Below are 18229 nucleotides of genomic sequence, written 5' to 3'. Positions count from 1 at the left end.
GCGAAGCGCGCCGGGTGGGTCGGGGCGGCCCTTCCCCGGAGCCGCCGGGGACCATCCGGATCACATTCCTCCGGATGGTCGTACTCGCGGTAGCGTTCGCGCCATGGGGCCGTACGCGAGGACCGACGCCGACATCACGGTGCGCAGGGCGCTGGAACTGCCGGCGCTGCGGCGCGGCCTGCCGGAGGTGCTGGCCGGCGAGGACCGGCTGGGTCGGCCGGTGCGCTGGGTGCACGCCGGCGAGGTCCCGCACATCGCCTCGCTGCTCAAGGGCGGCGAGCTGCTGCTGACCACCGGCCTCGGAGTGGGCACCCGGCCGTCCGAGCAGCGCGCCTTCATCCGCAAGCTCGCGGACCGGGACGTCGCCGCGCTGGTCGTGGAGCTGGGCTCGCGGTTCGACGCGCTGCCGACTGCGCTGATCGACGCCGCGCGGGACTGCGGGCTGCCGCTGATCCAACTGCACCGCGAGGTCCCGTACGTCACGGTCACCGAGGAGATCCACACCGAGATCATCAACAGCCACTACAGCCTGCTGCGGCGCGCCGACGAACTGCTGCGGCGCTGCACCGGCGTGCTGCTGCGGGGCGGCGGCGCCCCGGAGGTGCTGCGGCTGCTCGCCGTCTTCACCGGCAATCCGCTGTGCCTGGAGGCACCCGACGGCAGCCCGCTGTACGCGGCCGGGCCGGAGGGCGAAGACGGCGGCGCGGACGCCGACCCCCTGCTGGCCTGGGAGGGGCTGCGGGAATCCGGCCTGCGGATCGAGGTGCCCGGCGGCGGGCACGGGCCCGACACGGTACGCGCCCGCCTGGTGCTGCTCCCGGTGAACGGGCCGCTGGAGCCGGTGCACCGGATCGCCGCCGAGCGGGCCGCCGATCTGCTGGCCGTGGTGATGCTCCAGTCCCGGCAGGAGGAGGTGCTGGCCGCCCGGGGCCGCGGGGACTTCCTCGCCGAGCTCGCCGAGGGCCGGATCTCCGCGTCCGAGGCGCCGGCGCAGGCCCGTCTGCTGGGATTCCGGCCGGGCGCCGACCCGGTGCTGCCGGTGGTGATGCGGCTGCCGGCCGCGCTGCCCTCCCCCGGCAGCTGGGCGGTGCTCGCCCAGGCGCTGCGCGAGGAGCTGGCCGCCCCCGGCGTGCCGGTGCTGCTCGGCGTGCGGCCCGTGGAGGGCCGGGTGCCGCTGCTGGTGGCGCTGCGGGCGGGCCAGGACCGGGCGGCGCTGGCCGACCGGGTCGCCGAGGCACTGCGGGCCGGGGTCGTCCGGGCCGGCCTGGACCGGCCGTCCGCGCACCGCCCGGTGGTGGTGGTCGGCACGGCGGGCGACTGGGCGGCGGCCGGCCCCGGGCTGCGGCACGCGGCGGAGGCGGCGGCCGCGGCCCAGGGCCTGCCGGAGGCGTCCTGGTACGACGCCCGTCGCCTGGACATCGAACTGCTGCTGTGGCGGATGCGGGAGCACGGCGAGCAGGGGGTGCTCACCGACTTCGTCGAGCGCGCCATCGGCCCGCTGCTGGCCCACGACCGGGGCGCCCGCCAGCCGCTGCTGCCGACCCTGGAGGCGTATCTGGCCAGCGCCGGCCGCAAGGCGGAGACCGCCCGCGATCTGAACGTCAACCGGCAGACCCTCTACGACCGGCTGGCGCGGATCGCCCAGCTGCTGGGGACCGACCTGGACGATCCGCAGACCGTGCTGGGGCTGCGGCTGGCGCTGCGGGCACGGCGGCACACCGAGCGGTAGGGCCCGTGCCGCCCGGCGGCCGGGGTCAGGCCGACCGTTCCGCCGACCGCGGCTGGGTCAGCTCGTCGTAGACGCTGAGGACCTGGGTGACGGTGTCGTTCTCGCTGGGCCAGCCGGCGGCCTGGGCGCGGCCGGCCACGGCCAGCGCGTCCCGGCGCACCGGGTCGGCCAGCAGGTCGAGGACCGTGTGGGCCAGGGCGGCGGCGTCGCCGTAGCGGACCAGGGCGGCGGCCCGGCCGACCAGTTCGGGGGTGCCGCCGGTGTCGGTGGCCACCAGGGGGACGCCGGCGCGCAGCGCCTCCTGGGCGATCAGCGAGCGCGCCTCCCAACGGCTGGGCAGCACCACCAGGTCGGCGGCGGCGAGGAGTGCGGGCACGTCGTCGCGGCGGCCGAGCAGTTGGACGGGCAGCCGTTCGCTGTCGATCCGGCGCTGCAGCGCGGCCCGTTGGCCGCCCTCGCCGGCGATGGCGAGCAGCGGCTGGGGGTCGAGCCCGCACCAGGCGTGGGCCGCGTCCAGCAGCAGGTCATGGCCCTGGGCGGGGTCGAGCCGGCCGACCGCGAGCAGCAACGGCCGGTCCACCACGCCCAGTTCGGCGCGCTCCTTGTCGCGGCTGCGGTCGGGATCGGCGGCGGCGGCCCGGCCGGGCCGGGGGCGCGGGATGGCGACCGGCGCGAGGCGGGCGTCCCGGGCGCCCCGTTCGCGCGCCCGGTCGACGAGGTCGGAGCAGACGCCCAGGACGACCGCCGCGGCCCGCGCCACCCGCCGCTCCATCAGGTGCACCAACCCGGCCCGCGCGCCCTCGGTGTGCGCCTTGGTGTGCCAGGTGATGACGAGCGGGACCCTCCCGCCGCGCGGGCCGCGCAGCCCGCGCAGCGCCATCGACGCGCGCAGCCCCGCCCGCAGGCCGTGCGCATGGACCAGGTCGGTGTCCCAACAGGCGCCGCGCAGGGCGGTCATGCTCGCCGGGTCCATCCGCGTGGCGACCGGCACGAACCGGGCGCCCGCCGCGGTGAAGCGGTACGCCTCCTCGGCCTCCGGTGGGGCGCACACGGTCACCCGGACCCCGCGGGCGGCCAGCCCCTCGGCCAGCGAACGGACGTGGGCGGCGCTGCCGGCTCCGCCGTGGCCGAGCACCTGGACCGTGCGCAGCGGCGCGAGCCCGTGCGGCGGGGTCGGGGTGCTGATCACGACGTCGGGCTCCTGGGTCGGGGGTGCGGTACGGACCGTACCGGCGGGGCGGTTTGGCACTGCGAGGTGCTGCGATGTGCCGGATCGGAGCGACGCACCGGCCTGCGGACAGGTCGGGGCGGGCACGCTCCGGCACCGCGCACCGCGCCCAGGATGCCAGTCCGGCGGCGTCAATTCGGCACCGTGCGGACGCCGTTCCGGTGGGAAGTCTCACCCGCCGTTCCCCGGATTCACCCACATGGGCGACCCGGTGAGTGAGCGGACCGCAGCCCGAAAGGGGTGAAGCCACCCTTCCGGTCCACCTCCGGCGCTGTCCGGAACCCGCCCTTCACTGTCCGGATCGGGTCGCTCCGGATCTTCCGCGGGCCCTAGCGGCACCGGCGCTCTGACCGGGCCCGGTCAGAGCGCCCCGGCCAGCCGGCTGATCCGGTCGCCGGCGGCCGCCGCGGCGACCAGCGCGGCGGCGTGCGCGGCCAGCCCCGCGCGGCCTCCCCCGCTCTCGGCTCCGCTGGAGCGGGGGGACCCCCATCCCGCGACGGCGGCCACCCCCAGGGCGGCGCCGAGCGCATGCGCCCCGGCGTCCCCGAGCATCGTCCGCTCCCGGAGGTCGTCCGCGACGACCGCGGCGGCGGCGCCCATGGGGACGGCGGAGAGCGGACCGGCCGGCCCGCGGCGCAGCAGCCCCGGTGCGGCCAGGGCCAGCGCGGCGCCGGCGGCCCGGCCCGGCCGGACGTCCAGGAGGTTGACCAGGTGGGCCGAGCCGGCGATCACCACGCCGGCCAGCAGCTTGTCGGCCGGGCGGTCCTTGAGCAGGGCGCCGGCGGCGAGCCCGGCGGCGCCGATCCCGAAGAGCTTGACCGCGCCGCTGGTGACCTCGCCGTGCCGCAGCGCGGTCAGGTGTGCCCGGAAGCCGCGCCGCGGGTCCCCGGCGCCGGCGATGTCGTCGTAGGCCCCGCAGCCACCGGCGGCCAGGACGGCCAGCGCCGCCGCGCCACGGGCCCGGGCGGGCAGCCCCGGCGCGCCGGCCGCGGCCAGCGCGACGCCGAGCGCGGCGGCCGGGCCGGCGTGCAGGGTGACCGTCCGGCCCGCGTAGTTCTTCCGCTCCCACCGGGCGGCGCCGCCCGGTGGCCGGCGCCGCAGCGCCCCGTAGACCGCCCGGGTCGCGCCGGCCGCCGCGACCAGCGCCGCGCTCCGGGCCGGCGTCCCGCCGCCCGCTCCCATCGTCATCGTCCCTCCCCTTCTCGCCGTACCGGCGCCGCTACCGGCTGGTGCGGGCGGTCTCCAGCAGTTCCTCGGCGTGCGCGCGGGCCGTTTCGGAGTCCTCCTGGCCGGCCAGCATCCGGGACAGCTCGCGGATCCGGTCCTCGCCCTCCAGGACGGTGACGCCGCTGCGGGTCACCGACCCGTCGTTGGTCTTCTCCACCAGCAGCTGCCGGTCGGCGAACGCGGCGACCTGCGGGAGGTGGGTGACCACCACGACCTGCGCCGACTTCGCGAGCCTGGCCAGCCGCCGGCCGACCTCGACGGCCGCCTTGCCGCCGACGCCCGCGTCCACCTCGTCGAAGAGATAGGTCGGCACCGGGTCCGAGCCGGCGAAGACGACCTCCACGGCCAGCATCACCCGGGAGAGCTCACCGCCGGAGGCGCCCTTGGCGATCGGCCGGGGCGGGGCGCCCGGGTGCGGGGCCAGCAGGATCTCGACCTCGTCGGCGCCGGCCGGGCCGTAGGCCACGGTGCGGCCGTTCACCTCGATGCCGTCGGCCTCGTCGGCGTCCTCGGCGAGTTCGGCCTGGTGCAGGGCGACGCTCACCCGGGCGTGCGGCATGGCCAGTTCGCCCAGTTCGGCGGTGACCGCGTCCGCGAAGCGCTCCGCGGAGGCGGCCCGGGCGTCGGTCAACTGCTGGGCCAGTTCGCCCAGTTCGGCGCGGAGGGCGTCGCGCTCGGTGGTCAGCTCGGCGATCCGGTCGTCGTCGCCGTCGAGTTCGGCGAGCCGGGCGGCGCTCTGCTCGGCCCAGGCCAGCACCGCGGTGATGTCCTCGCCGTACTTGCGGGTGAGGTGGTTCAGGGCGGCGCGGCGCTCCTGCACGGCGGCCAGTCGCCGCGGGTCGGCGTCCAGGCCGTCCGCGTAGCCGGCGAGTTCGGTGGCGACGTCGGCCATCAGGATGCCGATCTCGCCGAGCCGGTCGGCCAGTGCGGCCAGGTCGCGGTCGTGGCCGCGGACCGACTCCAGGGCGCGGTGGGCGCCGGCGACCAGGGTGGTGGCGTCGACGCCCTCGGGGTCCTCGGGGTTGCCGGCCAGCGCGGCGTGCGCGGCGACCGCGGCGGACGCCAGCGCCTCGGCGTGGCCGAGCCGTTCGGCCTCGGCGGCGAGTTCGGTGTCCTCGCCGGGCAGCGGCTCGGTGGCGGCGATCTCGTCCAGGCCGAAGCGGAGCAGATCGGCTTCCTGGGCGCGCTCGCGGGCCCGGGTGGTCAGCTCGTCCAGCTCGGCGGCGACGGTGCGCAGCCGGCGGTGCGCGGCGGTGTACTTGGCGAGCGGGACGGCGACCGCGTCCCCGGCGTAGCGGTCCAGGGCCTGGCGCTGGCGGGCCGGCCGCAGCAGGCCCTGCTGGTCGGTCTGGCCGTGCACCGCGACCAGGTCGTCGGCGAGTTCGCCGAGCACCCCGACCGGTACCGAGCGGCCGCCCACATGGGCCCGCGAGCGGCCCTCGGCGGAGACCGTGCGGCTGATCAGCAGCGCACCGTCGTCCAGCTCCGCGCCGGCCTCCTCGGCCCGCACGGCCGCGGGGGACGAGGAATTGAGGACGATCCTGCCCTCGACCACCGCCGCCCGGGCGCCGATCCGCACCAGGGCGGGGTCCGCGCGCCCGCCCAGCAGCAGGCCGAGGCTGGTGACGACCATGGTCTTGCCGGCGCCGGTCTCGCCGGTCACCGCCGTGAAGCCCGGGGACAGCTCGACGACCGCGTCGTCGATGACACCCAGGGACCGGATCCGCATCTCCTCCAACACGGGTATGACCTTACGAGGTCCCGGGGCCGCCCCGCGACGGCCTCCCCCACACCGCTTCCCGGCTCCGGCCCCCGTCCCGCCCGGTCCGGACCCCTCGCAGGCCCGGGACGTGCGGAAAACCGCACCATGGAACGGGGTGGCCGCCGCAGTGCGCCCGGCCGGGCCCGAACGGCACGCTGACACAGCACCGCGGCCCGCGCCGCACTCCGCTCCGACTTCCCCGAGGTACTCCCATGAGTGACCCGGCAGCGCCCCGTCCGGCCCGCCGCCCGCGCACCGCCGTCCTCCTGGCCACCACGCTGGCCACCGTCACCGCGCTCACCGCCTGTGCCGCCCCGGCGGCCCCGGCCCGCGCCGCGGGGGCCGCCGCGCCCTCCCTGGACGGTGTCTGGCGGACGGACGGCTACGGCACCCTCGTCACGATCGAGGGCCGCACCCTGAAGACGTACCAGACCACCGCGATCAGCTGCCTGCCGGGCGCGGTCACCGGCAGCCGGGCCGGCGCCCCCGGCGCGGACGACACGCTCCGCTTCGCCGTGCCGGACTCCGCGCCGCTGACCGTGACCCCGGCGGGCCCCGACCGCGCCCGGACGGCCTTCGAGGACAACGTCGGCCACCACGCGCTGCGCCGGGCCGGGGCGCTGCCGAAGCGCTGCGGTGCCCGGCCGGCCCGGGACCCGCGGGCGGTCTTCGACGTCTTCTGGCAGACGTACGCGGAGAACTACCCGTTCTTCCGGGCGAAGGGCATCGACTGGAACGCGGTCCGGGACCGCTACCGCCCCCGGATCACCGCCACGACCACGGACGCCGAACTCTTCGCGGTGCTGCGCGCGATGATCGAGCCGCTGCACGACGCGCACACCCGGGTCGTCGCCGGACCGGACCGGTGGTTCGCCGGCAGCCGTCCCGGCACCGTGCTGCCCACGCCCGGGTTCACCGCCCGCGTCGACCGGGCGGTCGCCGCGAACCTCGGGCCGGGCGCCGTCCGGCGGCACTGGGCCGGCGGCCGGCTCTCCTACGCCGATCTGCCCGGCCGGATCGGCTACTTCCGGGTCACCCAGTTCGCGAAGTACACCGAGCAGGGCGACTACGCGGGGGACGTCGCCGAGCTCGACCGGGCGCTGGACGCGATCTTCACCAGGGCCCGCACCGAGGGCCCCACCGCGCTGCGCGGACTCGTCCTGGACCTGCGGCTCAACGGCGGCGGCTCGGACGCCCTGGGCCTGCGGATCGCCTCCCGGCTCTCCGACCGGCCCTACACCGCGTACCGCAAGCGGGTCCGGAACGACCCGCGGCACCCGGGCGGGTTCACCGCGCCGGAGCCGATCACCGTCCGTCCGCACCGCGGCCCGCTCTACACCGGACCGCTGGCCGTGCTCACCGGCCGGCTGACGATCAGCGCGGGCGAGACCTTCACCCAGTCCCTGATGGGCCGCTCCCCCGCGCCCACCCGGATCGGCGAGAACACCCAGGGCGTCTTCTCCGACGTGCTGGAGCGGGCGCTGCCGAACGGCTGGAGCTTCGGCCTGCCCGACGAGGAGTTCCTGACGGCCGACGGCCGGACCTTCGACGGCCCCGGCATCCCGCCCGCCGTCCGCACCCCGGTGTTCACCGACGCGGAACTGACCGCCGGGCACGACACCGCCCTGGCCCGGGCGCGGGAGCTGCTGGCGCGCGGCACCGGGGCGGCGTCGTCCTGACGAGGCCCTGTCGGGTCAGTGGGGCGCGCCCCGCCAGCCGGCCACCGGGAGGGCGAACTTGGCGACCAGCCGGTCGGTGAAGGAGGCGTGGTGCAACCGGGCCAGACGGACCGGGACCGCGCCGCGGCGGACCTCGACCCGGGCGCCGGCGGGGAGTTCGACGCTGCGCCGGCCGTCGCACCACAGCACCCCGTGCGGGGTCTTGGGCTGGACCTCGACGGCCAGCACCGAGGTCGGCGAGGTGACCAGCGGCTTGGCGAACAGCGCGTGGGCGCTGATCGGGACCATCAGCAGCGCCTCGACCTCCGGCCAGACGACCGGGCCGCCGGCCGAGAAGGCGTACGCGGTCGAGCCGGTCGGGGTCGCGCAGACCACCCCGTCGCCGCCGAAGCGGGAGACCGGCCGGCCGTCCACCTCGGTGACGACCTCCAGCATCCGCTCGCGGGCGGCCTTCTCCACGGACGCCTCGTTGAGCGCCCAGTCGGTGTGGACCACGGCGCCGTTGTTGCGCACCAGGACGTCGAGGGTCATCCGCTCCTCGACCTCGTAGGAGCGGGTGACTACCCGGTCGACGACCTTGTCGAGGTCGTCCCGCTCGGCCTCGGCGAGGAAGCCGACCCGGCCGAGGTTGACGCCGAGCATGGGCACGCCGGACGTCCGGGCGAAGTCGGCGCCGCGCAGCAGCGTGCCGTCCCCGCCGAGGACGACCAGCAGTTCGCAGCCCTCGGCCGCGCAGGGCTCGGTCTCCACGCGCTCGACCGGGTCCGGCAGCGGCAGGTCGGTGGCCTCCTCGGCCAGTACCCGCACTCCGATCCCGCTGCGCAGCAGCCCCTGGACGACGAGTTCGGCGCTGCGGATGGCCGCCGGGCGCCCGGTGTGCGCGAGCAGGAACACCGTCCGCCCGGCGCCGCTCTGCGGTGCTGCGCTGCCTTCAACTGCCTGGGTAGTGGTCAACTGGGCCCCTCCGCCACTGCACGGTCGACATCCGCCGGGTCGAGTGCAGGCGCCCCGGCGCGCAGCCACAGAAAGTACTCGACATTGCCCGAGGGACCGGGCAACGGGCTCGCGGTCACGCCGAGGACGCCCAGCCCCAGCCCGGCCGCGCGGTCCGCGACGCCGCGCACCGCCTCGGCCCGCAGCGCCGCGCTGCGCACCACGCCGCCGCTGCCCAGCCGCTCCTTGCCGACCTCGAACTGCGGCTTGACCATCAGCACCAGGTCGGCGTCGGGCGCCGCGCAGCGCACCAGCGCGGGCAGGACCAGGCCCAGCGGGATGAAGGAGAGGTCGCCGACGACCAGGTCGACGGGCCGGTCGTCGATCTGATCGAGGGTCAGCTCGCGGACGTTGGTGCGGTCCTTGACGGTGACCCGCTCGTCGCTCTGCAGCTGCCAGGCGAGCTGTCCGTAGCCGACGTCCACCGCGACGACATGGCCGGCGCCGGACCGCAGCAGGACGTCGGTGAAGCCGCCGGTGGAGGCGCCGGCGTCGAGCGCCCGGCGGCCCTCCACGCGCAGCCCGCGCGGGACGAAGGCGGCCAGCGCCCCGGCGAGCTTGTGACCGCCGCGCGAGACGTACTCCGGGTCGCTCTCGTCCGCCCGGACGACCAGGGCCGCGCTGGTCTCCACCTGGGTGGCCGGCTTGGTCGCGGTCGCCCCGCCGACGGTCACCCGGCCCGCGGCGATCAGCTGGCTCGCGTGCTCCCGCGAGCGGGCCAGCTTGCGGCGCACCAGCTCCGCGTCGAGACGGCGTCGTGCCACTCCTGCCACCTGTGGTTCAGCTCCTACTGGTCGGGACGGTCGTGCGTCGGGGACGGGGACGGGGCGGGCGGCCCGGGGTGCTGGTCGAGGCCGGCCAGCACGTCGCGCAGTCCACGGTGGACATCCTCGTACATGTCCAGGTGGCCGCTCACCGGGAGGTGGTCGGCTTCGGCCAGGCGCCGCAGGCCGCCGTCGACCGCGGCCTGGCCGGTGGGGGTCACCGCCGGCCCGAGCGGCCGCGGGCCGGCCGGCTCGGCGGGCTCCGTGACCTCGGGGGCCTGCTGGGGGGCCGGCTCCGGTGCGGCGTCCGGGGTGTCGGGGGCCGCCTGCACCGGGCCGTTCGTCGGGTCTGCCATGCCCCCGACGCTACCTCGGCCGTGCGCCCCCGGCCGTCCGTGACCTGGCGTATCGTCGGGCCCGATGGCAACTCTCGACCAGTGCCGCGCCGCGCTCGACCGGCTGGCCCACAACCTTGCGTCGGCGGACGGCGAGGTGCGCAGCGCCACGGCGCTCGACCGCTCCGTCAGCTGCCGCATCACCGACCTCGACACCACCTTCGTCGGCCGGCTGGCCGACGGCAGCCTGCGGGACGTGATCTGCGTCGCCGGACCGCCGCCTCAGAAGGCCGAGATCCGGCTGGCGATGACCGGGGACGACCTGGTCGCGCTGGTGGACGGCCGGCTCAACTTCGCCCGGGCCTGGGGCAGCGGCCGGGTGAAGCTGGAGGCCGGCCTGCGCGACCTGCTGCGGCTCAGGTCGCTGCTGTAGCCGACGCCGCCGCGGCGGCCTCCCGGGGCCGGCGGGCGGCCGGCACGACCAGCGGGGTGCCGGTCTCGGGGTCGTCGATGATCCGGCAGTCGATGCCGAAGACCCGGCCCACCAGGTCGGCGGTGACGATGTCCGACGGCGCGCCCTCGGCGATCACCTCGCCGTCCTTCATCGCGATCAGGTGGGTGGCGTAGCGGGCCGCCTGGTTGAGGTCGTGCAGCACCGCGACCAGGGTGCGGCCCTGCTCCTCGTGGAGGGTGGCGCACAGGTCCAGCACCTCGATCTGGTGCTGGATGTCGAGATAGGTGGTCGGCTCGTCGAGGAGGAACAGCGGGGTCTGCTGGGCCAGCGCCATGGCGATCCAGACCCGCTGCCGCTGCCCGCCGGAGAGCTCGTCGACGTAGCGGTCGGCCAGCGCGGCCACGCCGGTCGCGGCCATCGACTCCTGGACGATCCGCTCGTCCTCGGCCGACCACTGGCGCAGCAGTCCCTGGTGCGGGTAGCGGCCGCGGGCCACCAGGTCGGCGACGGTGATGCCGTCGGGGGCGACCGAGGACTGCGGCAGCAGGCCCAGCGTGCGGGCGACCTGCTTGGCCGGCAGCGAGGAGATCGTCTGGCCGTCGAGCAGGACCGCGCCGGCGGTCGGCTTGAGCATCCGCGACAGCGCGCGCAACAGCGTGGACTTGCCGCAGGCGTTGGGGCCGACGATGACGGTGAAGGAGTGGTCGGGGATGGCGACCGAGAGGTTCTCGGCGATGGTCCGCTGGTCGTAGGCGAGGGTGAGGCCCTCGGCCGTGAGACGGCTCACTGGATGGCTCCTGAGGTGATGGGGGTGGTCGGATCGCTGGGGTCGCCGGGGGCCGCGATGACGGGCGGCCGGCCGCTCACACCCGTCCCGCCTTCCGCTCGGCGACCAGCAGCCACAGCAGATAGCCGCCGCCGAGGACGCCGGTCAGCACGCCGACCGGCAGTTGGTCGGCGCCGAAGAGCCGCTGGGCGGCCCAGTCCGCGCCGACCAGCAGCGCGGCGCCCATCAGCGCGGCGGGCAGCAGGTTGGGGCCGGGCGCGCGGGTCAGCCGGCGGGCGAGTTGGGGTGCGGTGAGGGCCACGAAGGAGATCGGGCCGGCCGCGGCGGTACCGGCCGCGACGAGGACCACGGCGACCAACAGGACGGTGATCCGCACCCGTTCGGTGCGGACGCCCAGCGCGGCGGCCGCGTCGTCGCCCATCTCCAGCATCCGCAGCGGCCGCCCGCACAGCAGCGCCACCGGGACCAGCACCGCGCAGACCGCGGCCAGCGGGCCGACCTGGCTCCAGTCGCGGCCGCTCAGCGAGCCGGTCATCCAGAGGGTGGCCCGGGCCGCGTCGTAGAGGGTGGACTTCGTCAGGAGGTAGAGCACGACGGCGTAGAGCATGGCGGCGGTGCCGATGCCGACGAGGACGAAGCGGTAGCCGTGGACGCCGCGCTTCCAGGCGAGCAGGAAGATGGCCAGGCCGGTGACCACGCCGCCGACGACCGCGCCGGCGGCCACCGCGCGGGGCTCGCCGTGGAACCACACGAGGACGACCAGCGCACCGACCGAGGCGCCCTGGGAGAGTCCGAGCATGTCCGGGCTGCCCAGCGGGTTGCGGGAGACGGCCTGGAAGGCCGCGCCGGCGATCCCGAAGGCGGCGCCGACCAGCAGCCCCACCAGCACCCGCGGCAGCCGCAGTTCGTGCACGATGAACTCCTGGCCGGTGGTGCCGCCGCCGGTCAGGGTGGTGAGCACCTCCGAGGGGGTCATCGGGTAGTCGCCGGAGCCGATCAGGGCGACGGTGGCGGCCACCGCGACGGCCAGCAGCAGCGCCCCGGACAGGACGGCGCGCAGGTCCAGGCGGAGCGAGAACCCGCCCGCGGTCCGCACCACCCGGGTCCGCCGGCCGACCGGCGCCCCGCTCCGCGGCCCGGCCGCGGCGGTCTCCCCCGGCCGTCCCGCGGTCCCGGACCCGTCCGACCTCACTGTCGCGTGCATTTGCACTGCCTCTCCTCGCTCGCCGCGTCCGCTCACAGCGCACCCCCGCTCGCTTCTCCGCCCGCGCGGCGCAACAGCGCGCCTCTCGTACCCGTCAGCAGCCCGGCGGCCGCGCGTGCGACGCTCACAGCGCACCCCCGCTCGCTTCTCCGCCCGCGCGGCGCAGCAGCGCGCCTCTCGTACCCGTCAGCAGCCCGGCGGCCGCGCGTGCGACGCTCACAGCGCACCCCCGCTCGCTTCTCCGCCCGCGCGGCGCAGCAGCGCGCCTCTCGTACCCGTCAGCAGCCCGGCGGCCGCGCGTGCGACGCTCACAGTTGGGCCATCCGCCGGCGTCGGACGAGGAGGACGAAGACCGGGCCGCCGAGGACGGCGGTGACGATGCCGACCTGGAGTTCGCCGGGCCGGGCCAGCACGCGCCCGAGCACGTCGGCGCCGACCAGCAGCACCGGCGAGAGCACCGCCGAGTACGGCAGGATCCAGCGCAGGTCCGGCCCGGTGAGGACGCGGACCGCGTGCGGCACCATCAGGCCGAGATAGACGATCGGGCCGCAGACCGCGGTGGCCCCGCCGCACAGCAGGGTGACCGCGAGCATGGCCAGCACCCGGGTGCGGGTCAGGCGGGCGCCCAGTGCCCGGGCCTGGTCGTCGCCGAGCGCAACGGCGTTGAGCGGGCGGGCGAGCAGCAGCGCGAGCAGCGCGCCGACGGCCAGGAACGGCGCGATCCGCGTCACCGTCGGCAGGGTCGCGTTGGCCAGCGAGCCGACCGTCCAGAACCGCATCCGGTCCAACGCCGCGGAGTCCATGAGGTTGACGGCGTTGAGGTAGCCGGTGAGGACGGCGGTCAGCGCGGTGCCGGCCAGCGCGAGCCGGACCGGGGTGACGCTGCGGGTGCCGCCGAGCACGTGGACCGCGACGGAGACCAGCGCGGCACCGGCGAAGGCGAACCACACATAGCCGGTCAGCGAGGTGACGCCGAGGAAGCTGATGGCGGAGACCACCGCGGCCGAGGCGCCGGCGTTGATGCCGAGGATGCCGGGGTCGGCGAGCGGATTGCGGGTGAGCGCCTGCATGACGGTGCCGGCCAGGCCGAGCGCGGCGCCGACCAGCAGTCCGAGGAGCGTGCGCGGCAGCCGTACATCGCGGATGACGACGTCGGTGTCGGAGCCGGAGTAGTGGAACACCCCGTGCCAGACCTGGTCGACGGGGATCGCCTTGGCGCCGACGGCGATGCCCAGGACGGCGACGACGGCGAGGAGCACGAGGCAGGCGGCCAGTCCCGCGGCGCGGGCGGCAGGCCGCCGCCGGGGTGCGGTGGGGGCCGTCGCCGCGTCGGTGGGACTGTCGACGGGAGGACTGTCAACCAACACGCCAGTTAGGTTAGCCTACCCTCACAAGCAGTCGATCTACCGGCCCTTGTGGTTCGGCCCGTCCGCCATGCCCGTTGGGGCGCTCCGCCTCCAGAGAGAAGCACGCACGTCATGAGAACCCCCCGAAGCGTATCCCCGTCCCGACGCGGTGTCCTGGCCGCCGGCGGTGCCCTCGGCATCGGTGCGCTGCTCGCCGCCTGCGGGGGGAGCAAGGGGTCGGGAGGGTCCGGGGGTTCCGACGGCGGCGGCAAGGGCGGCCCGTGGTCCTTCACCGACGACCGCGGGCGGAAGGTCTCGCTGCCCCGGACACCGCACCGGATCGTCGCCTTCACCGGCAGCGCCGCGGCCCTGCACGACTTCGGGATCGACGACCGGATCGTCGGCGTCTTCGGCCCCACCAAGCTGCCGAACGGCAGGCCCGACCCGCAGGCCGGCGACCTCGACGTCGACAAGGTCACCATCCTCGGCAACGCCTACGACCAGTTCAACGTCGAGAAGTACGCCGGCCTCGGCCCCGATCTGCTGGTCACCAACATGTACGAGCCGGACGCGCTCTGGTTCGTCCCGGACAGCAGCAAGGACAAGATCACCAAGCTGGCCGGGTCCGTGGCCCTCACCGCGTCGCGGGTGCCGCTGGACCGGATCATCGGGCGGTACGCGGAGTTCGCCGCGTCGCTCGGCGCGGACCTGAAGGCCAAGAAGGTCACCGACGCCAAGGCCCGCTTCGAACAGGCCGCGGCACGGCTGCGCAAGGCCGCCGCCGCCCACCCGGTCAAGGTCCTCGCCTGCTCCGGCAGCGCCGACTTCTTCTACGCCTCCAACCCCGGCATCAGCGCGGACCTGATGTACTTCAGATCCCTCGGCGTGGACCTGATCGTCCCCGACCACCTCGACAAGGGCGGCTACTTCGAGAGCCTGAGCTGGGAGAACGCCGACAAGTACAAGGCCGACGTCCTCCTGCTGGACAACCGGACCGCCACCCTCCAGCCCAAGGACCTGGCCGCCAAGCCGTCCTGGGCCGGACTGCCCGCCGTGAAGGCCGGCCAGATCACCCCCTGGGCCAGCGAGCCGCGCTTCTCCTACGCCGGCGCCGCCCCGCTCCTGGAGTCGCTCGCCCAGGCCATCGAGCACGCGAAGAAGGTCAACTGACGCACCGCCGGGCCGGCTTCGCCGCCGGCCCGGTCACCCCACCCCGCCCCGCACCGTCCCGGGAGGTTCCCGAATGACCGCGACCGCCACCCCCACCACCGCGCCGTTCCGCTTCTTCGACGTCCAGGTCGCCCGCACCCGGCGACTGGGCCCCTCCATGGTCCGGATCACCTTCACCGGCGAACGGCTGGAGGAGCTGGTGTCCGGCGGCCGGGACCAGCGCTTCAAGCTGTTCCTCCCGCAGCCCCACCAGACCGCGCCGGTCTTCGACGACATGGGGGACGGCTGGTACACCGCCTGGCGGGCGCAGGACCCGGCCGAGCGCCCGGTGATGCGCTCGTACACGATCCGCGAACAGCGCCCCGCCCCTTGCGAGTTCGACGTGGACTTCGCGCTGCACGGCGCCGACGAGCCGGCGTCGCCCGCCCTCGCCTCCGGCGGGCCGGCCAGCCGCTGGGCGCTCCGGGCCCGGCCGGGCGACCGGCTGACCGTCCTCGCCCCGGCCGTCGAGGACAACGGCGGCGTGGACTTCCGGCCGCCGCCCGGCACCGACTGGATCCTGCTGACCGGCGACGAGACCGCCCTGCCGGCCATCGCCGGGATCCTGTCCTGGCTCTCGCCCGGCACGGTGGCCAAGGTGTGGATCGAGGTAGGGCACGAGGACGACCGGCAGCCGCTGCCGACCTTCGCCGACGTCGAGGTCACCTGGCTGGTCCGCCCCCACGGCCGCGACGGCGCGGACGGCGGGCCCGTCCTGGACGCGCTGCGCGCCGCCGACCTGCCCGAGGGCACCCCGTACGCCTGGATCGCCGGCGAGGCCGGCACCGTCAAGGCGACGCGCCGGCATCTCGTCGGGGAGCGCGGATTCGACCGCCGCGCGGTGAAGTTCACCGGCTACTGGCGGCGCGGCGCCACCGAGGAGGACCTGATCGCGGAGCTGACCGCGGCCGCCACGGCCGCCGCCGGCAAGGAGTGACCTGCCGGCCCGCCGGTCCCCCGCACGGGCCCCGCCGCTCCTCGCGACGGGGCCCGTCGGCCCTCCGACCCGGGCCGCAAGTTATGTGACGTGTCGTCACATACCGAGCGTGCGCAGGGACTTGGCTGCGTCCACCGGGCAACTCCCGGTGCCCGCCGCGGTCCAGGCCGCAGCGCACAGCGCCCGCAGCCCGTCCAGCGGCTTCCCCGCGCCGTCCAGGACCAGTTCGTCGCCGGCCGCCTCGGCCCGCCAGTCGCCGCAGCGGAAGCCGGCGCCGTCCGCCGCCACCTCCGGCTGCGGACGCAGCAGCCCCCGCAGATCCGCCGCCACGTACGTCGGCCGGTGCTCGGGCGGCGCGGCCAGCAGGGCCGCCGGGGTGGTGACGCCGGTGAGCACCAGCAGGGAGTCCACGCCGCCGTTCCAGGCGCCCTCGATGTCGGTGTCGAGCCGGTCCCCGATCACCAACGGCCGCCGCGCGCCGGTCCGCAGCACCGTCTCGCGGTGCATCGGCGGCTGCGGCTTGCCCGCGACCTGCGGCGTCCCGCCGGCGGCGATCCGCACCACCTCCACCAGCGCGCCGTTGCCCGGCGCGATCCCGCGCTCCTTGGGGATGGTCAGGTCGGTGTTGGAGGCGAACCACGGCACCCCCCGCTGCACCGCGTACGCGGCCTCCGCCAGCCGCTCCCAGTCCAGCGCCGGGTCGAAGCCCTGGACCACCGCCGCCGGGTCGTCGTCCGCCGACGCCACCGGCACCAGCCCGCGCTCGCGCAGTGCCACCCGCAGCCCCTCGCCCCCGACGGCCAGCACCCGGGAGCCGGCCGGCACCTGCTCGGAGATCAAGCGGGCCACCGCCTGCGCCGAGGTGATCACGTCCTCGGCGGTCGTGGGGAGACCGAATCCGGACAGTTGGCCGGCCACCGCCTGCGGGGTCCGGGAAGCGTTGTTGGTCACATACGCGAGGTGCATGCCGCCCTCCCGCGCCGTGGTGAGCGACGCCACGGCGTGCTCTATGGCCCGTCCGCCGGCATAGACGACCCCGTCCAGATCCAGCAGCGCCGTGTCGTACGCCTCGCTCAGCGCGCGCCGGCATCCGTCGGGCCGCCTGCGAACCTCTTCCATGCCGTCCTGCTCCTCGCTCCTCCGTGCCGCACGGAGGCTCGCCCCGCACTCCGTGCGCGGGCCGTCCGGCACCCCCCGGGCCGGTCCCTGCGCCGTCGCGCGGCCGCCGATGATTCCGGCCGATTCACGGCCGCTCCCCCGATCATCCCGCACCGGCTCCCGGCATAGCATTCTTCAATGACCAGTACCGACGGCCTCCGCCTCCTCCCGTTCCGCGGCCTGCGCTACGCCCCGGACCGGGTCAGCAGCCTCACCGCGGTCACCTCCCCGCCCTACGACGTCGTGGTCCGCCCGGACGGGGTCCGCGAGTTGGAGACCTCCGATCCGTACAACATCGTCCGGTTGATCCTGCCGCACACCGCGGACCCCACCGCCCGCCACCGCCAGGCCGCCGAGACCCTGCGGCGCTGGCGCGACGAGGGAATCCTCACACCGGATCCGGAGCCCGCGCTCTACGTCTACGAGCAGCGCGGCGGCGACACCCTCCAGCGCGGCCTGATCGGCGCGCTCCGACTGGACGGCCCGGTACTGCCCCACGAGGACGTCATCCCCGAGGTGGTCGAGGACCGGGCCGCGCTGATGGGCGCCGCGGCGGCCAACTTCGAGCCACTGCTGCTGTCGTACCGCGGCCAGGGCACCGGGAACGGCGCCACCGCGGTCATCGAGCGCACGGTCCAGCACGCCCCGCTGCTGGCCACCACCACCGAGGACGGCTTCGCGCACCGCCTGTGGGCGGTCACCGACCCCGCCGAGCTGGCCGCCATCGACGCGGACCTGGCCCAGCGGCAGGCGCTGATCGCCGACGGCCACCACCGCTGGGCGACCTACCAACGGCTCCACGAGCAGCGGCCGGAGGCCGGCCCGGACTCCCCGTGGGCATCCGGGCTGGTGCTGCTGGTCGACACCGCCCGCTATCCGCTCCAGGTCCGGGCGATCCACCGGGTGCTGCCGCACCTGTCGCCCGGCAAGGCACTGGCGGACGTGGCCGGCGCGTTCCGGGTCAGCCGGCTGCCCGACGACCCGGCCGCCGCCCTGGAGGCACTGGCCGAAACGCCCGGAACCGCCTTCGTGCTGTCCGGCGGCCCGGACTCCTTCCACCTCCTGGACCGCCCCGACCCCGGCCTGCTGGACCGGGCGATCCGCACCGACCGGCCCGATGCGTGGCGGCGGCTGGACGCGACGGTGCTGCACTCGGTGCTGCTGGACGAGGTCTGGCGGATCCCGGACCACCCGTCGGACATCGGCTATCTGCACCACACCGAGGCGGCGGTGGCGCAGGCCGCCCGGCACGGCGGGACGGCGGTCCTGATGCGCGCCACGTCGGAGGAGACGGTCCGTCAACTCGCCCAGCAGGGCGTGACGATGCCCCGCAAGTCCACCTCGTTCGGTCCCAAGCCGGCGACCGGTCTGGTGCTGCGCACCCTGGACGACGAAGGGAGCTGACCCTCCGCGGGGA

General features: G+C 76.0%; 16 protein-coding genes. 6 read left to right on the top strand and 10 right to left on the bottom strand.

Going from position 1 to position 18229, the window contains the following annotated elements; all coding sequences use genetic code 11:
- Positions 1–103 precede the first annotated feature (103 nt).
- Positions 104–1729: a PucR family transcriptional regulator gene (locus SNOUR_RS30150; RefSeq protein WP_067353227.1), complete on the top strand. Its 1626-nt coding sequence runs from the start codon at positions 104–106 to the stop codon at positions 1727–1729.
- Between the two features lie 25 nt (positions 1730–1754).
- Here the strand turns inward: SNOUR_RS30150 and SNOUR_RS30145 are convergent, their stop codons facing one another.
- The 3 genes from SNOUR_RS30145 to recN all read right to left on the bottom strand — a co-directional run bounded on the left by SNOUR_RS30145 (position 1755) and on the right by recN (position 5913).
- Entirely contained in the window at positions 1755–2918 is a 1164-nt protein-coding gene (locus SNOUR_RS30145; RefSeq protein ID WP_067353224.1) for a glycosyltransferase family 4 protein, read from the bottom strand.
- A 399-nt stretch (positions 2919–3317) separates the two neighbouring features.
- Positions 3318–4145, bottom strand: coding sequence for a hypothetical protein (locus SNOUR_RS30140; protein ID WP_067353222.1), 828 nt, complete (start codon positions 4143–4145; stop codon positions 3318–3320).
- A gap of 31 nt (positions 4146–4176) precedes the next feature.
- Positions 4177–5913 (bottom strand): DNA repair protein RecN, encoded by a 1737-nt coding sequence (recN, locus tag SNOUR_RS30135; protein WP_174717984.1) that lies wholly within the window; start codon positions 5911–5913, stop codon positions 4177–4179.
- 245 nt (positions 5914–6158) lie between these two features.
- Between recN and SNOUR_RS30130 the strand changes: the two genes are divergently transcribed.
- Positions 6159–7625 carry a S41 family peptidase gene (locus SNOUR_RS30130; RefSeq protein ID WP_067353217.1) on the top strand — a complete coding sequence of 489 codons (1467 nt, stop codon included), beginning with the start codon at positions 6159–6161 and terminating at the stop codon, positions 7623–7625.
- A gap of 15 nt (positions 7626–7640) precedes the next feature.
- Here SNOUR_RS30130 and SNOUR_RS30125 read toward each other — a convergent pair whose 3' ends face one another.
- Genes SNOUR_RS30125 through SNOUR_RS30115 form a run of 3 tightly spaced genes read right to left on the bottom strand, consistent with a single transcriptional unit; the run spans position 7641 to position 9738 of the window.
- Complete coding sequence (locus SNOUR_RS30125) at positions 7641–8519, bottom strand: NAD kinase (protein ID WP_067353215.1); 879 nt, start codon at positions 8517–8519, stop codon at positions 7641–7643.
- Between the two features lie 56 nt (positions 8520–8575).
- Entirely contained in the window at positions 8576–9391 is an 816-nt protein-coding gene (locus SNOUR_RS30120) for a TlyA family RNA methyltransferase (protein ID WP_067353213.1), read from the bottom strand.
- Between the two features lie 14 nt (positions 9392–9405).
- Positions 9406–9738 (bottom strand): hypothetical protein, encoded by a 333-nt coding sequence (locus SNOUR_RS30115; protein WP_067353211.1) that lies wholly within the window; start codon positions 9736–9738, stop codon positions 9406–9408.
- Positions 9739–9802: 64 nt separating this feature from the next.
- Between SNOUR_RS30115 and SNOUR_RS30110 the strand changes: the two genes are divergently transcribed.
- Positions 9803–10150: an SCP2 sterol-binding domain-containing protein gene (locus tag SNOUR_RS30110; protein WP_067353208.1), complete on the top strand. Its 348-nt coding sequence runs from the start codon at positions 9803–9805 to the stop codon at positions 10148–10150.
- On the opposite strand, the gene SNOUR_RS30105 is transcribed toward SNOUR_RS30110, so the two are convergent.
- From SNOUR_RS30105 to SNOUR_RS30095, 3 genes are all read right to left on the bottom strand, one after another.
- On the bottom strand, positions 10134–10958 hold the full coding sequence (locus SNOUR_RS30105; protein WP_067353206.1) for an ABC transporter ATP-binding protein: 825 nt from the start codon (positions 10956–10958) through the stop codon (positions 10134–10136). The two genes, SNOUR_RS30110 and SNOUR_RS30105, sit on opposite strands and share 17 nt — an antisense overlap.
- Before the next feature lie 76 nt (positions 10959–11034).
- Positions 11035–12162 carry a FecCD family ABC transporter permease gene (locus SNOUR_RS30100; RefSeq protein ID WP_079142965.1) on the bottom strand — a complete coding sequence of 376 codons (1128 nt, stop codon included), beginning with the start codon at positions 12160–12162 and terminating at the stop codon, positions 11035–11037.
- 308 nt (positions 12163–12470) lie between these two features.
- On the bottom strand, positions 12471–13529 hold the full coding sequence (locus SNOUR_RS30095) for a FecCD family ABC transporter permease (protein WP_079142964.1): 1059 nt from the start codon (positions 13527–13529) through the stop codon (positions 12471–12473).
- Between the two features lie 111 nt (positions 13530–13640).
- Here SNOUR_RS30095 and SNOUR_RS30090 point away from each other — a divergent pair, with 111 nt between their 5' ends.
- Both SNOUR_RS30090 and SNOUR_RS30085 read left to right on the top strand, forming a co-directional pair.
- Positions 13641–14678 carry an ABC transporter substrate-binding protein gene (locus SNOUR_RS30090; protein ID WP_067353204.1) on the top strand — a complete coding sequence of 346 codons (1038 nt, stop codon included), beginning with the start codon at positions 13641–13643 and terminating at the stop codon, positions 14676–14678.
- A 73-nt stretch (positions 14679–14751) separates the two neighbouring features.
- Positions 14752–15654, top strand: coding sequence for a siderophore-interacting protein (locus SNOUR_RS30085; RefSeq protein WP_067353201.1), 903 nt, complete (start codon positions 14752–14754; stop codon positions 15652–15654).
- Between the two features lie 96 nt (positions 15655–15750).
- Here SNOUR_RS30085 and SNOUR_RS30080 read toward each other — a convergent pair whose 3' ends face one another.
- Positions 15751–16773, bottom strand: a complete 1023-nt coding sequence (locus SNOUR_RS30080; RefSeq protein WP_067353199.1) for an HAD-IIA family hydrolase — start codon at positions 16771–16773, stop codon at positions 15751–15753.
- 177 nt (positions 16774–16950) lie between these two features.
- On the opposite strand from SNOUR_RS30080, the gene SNOUR_RS30075 reads away from it, so the two are divergent.
- Positions 16951–18216 carry a DUF1015 family protein gene (locus SNOUR_RS30075; RefSeq protein ID WP_067353184.1) on the top strand — a complete coding sequence of 422 codons (1266 nt, stop codon included), beginning with the start codon at positions 16951–16953 and terminating at the stop codon, positions 18214–18216.
- Positions 18217–18229 lie beyond the last annotated feature (13 nt).

It is taken from the genome of Streptomyces noursei ATCC 11455, from assembly GCF_001704275.1.
Lineage (GTDB): Bacteria > Actinomycetota > Actinomycetes > Streptomycetales > Streptomycetaceae > Streptomyces > Streptomyces noursei.
Note: the sequence above shows the minus strand (reverse complement) of the source record. Positions and strands in the feature narration are given on the sequence as shown.

Coding starts and splice junctions, on each gene's coding strand:
- SNOUR_RS30150 (WP_067353227.1), top strand. CDS start 104: ATGGGGCCGTACGCGAGGACCGACGCCGACATCACGGTGCGCAGGGCG.
- SNOUR_RS30140 (WP_067353222.1), bottom strand. CDS start 4,145: ATGACGATGGGAGCGGGCGGCGGGACGCCGGCCCGGAGCGCGGCGCTG.
- recN (WP_174717984.1), bottom strand. CDS start 5,913: ATGCGGATCCGGTCCCTGGGTGTCATCGACGACGCGGTCGTCGAGCTG.
- SNOUR_RS30130 (WP_067353217.1), top strand. CDS start 6,159: ATGAGTGACCCGGCAGCGCCCCGTCCGGCCCGCCGCCCGCGCACCGCC.
- SNOUR_RS30115 (WP_067353211.1), bottom strand. CDS start 9,738: ATGGCAGACCCGACGAACGGCCCGGTGCAGGCGGCCCCCGACACCCCG.
- SNOUR_RS30110 (WP_067353208.1), top strand. CDS start 9,803: ATGGCAACTCTCGACCAGTGCCGCGCCGCGCTCGACCGGCTGGCCCAC.
- SNOUR_RS30100 (WP_079142965.1), bottom strand. CDS start 12,162: ATGCACGCGACAGTGAGGTCGGACGGGTCCGGGACCGCGGGACGGCCG.
- SNOUR_RS30090 (WP_067353204.1), top strand. CDS start 13,641: ATGAGAACCCCCCGAAGCGTATCCCCGTCCCGACGCGGTGTCCTGGCC.
- SNOUR_RS30085 (WP_067353201.1), top strand. CDS start 14,752: ATGACCGCGACCGCCACCCCCACCACCGCGCCGTTCCGCTTCTTCGAC.
- SNOUR_RS30080 (WP_067353199.1), bottom strand. CDS start 16,773: ATGGAAGAGGTTCGCAGGCGGCCCGACGGATGCCGGCGCGCGCTGAGC.
- SNOUR_RS30075 (WP_067353184.1), top strand. CDS start 16,951: ATGACCAGTACCGACGGCCTCCGCCTCCTCCCGTTCCGCGGCCTGCGC.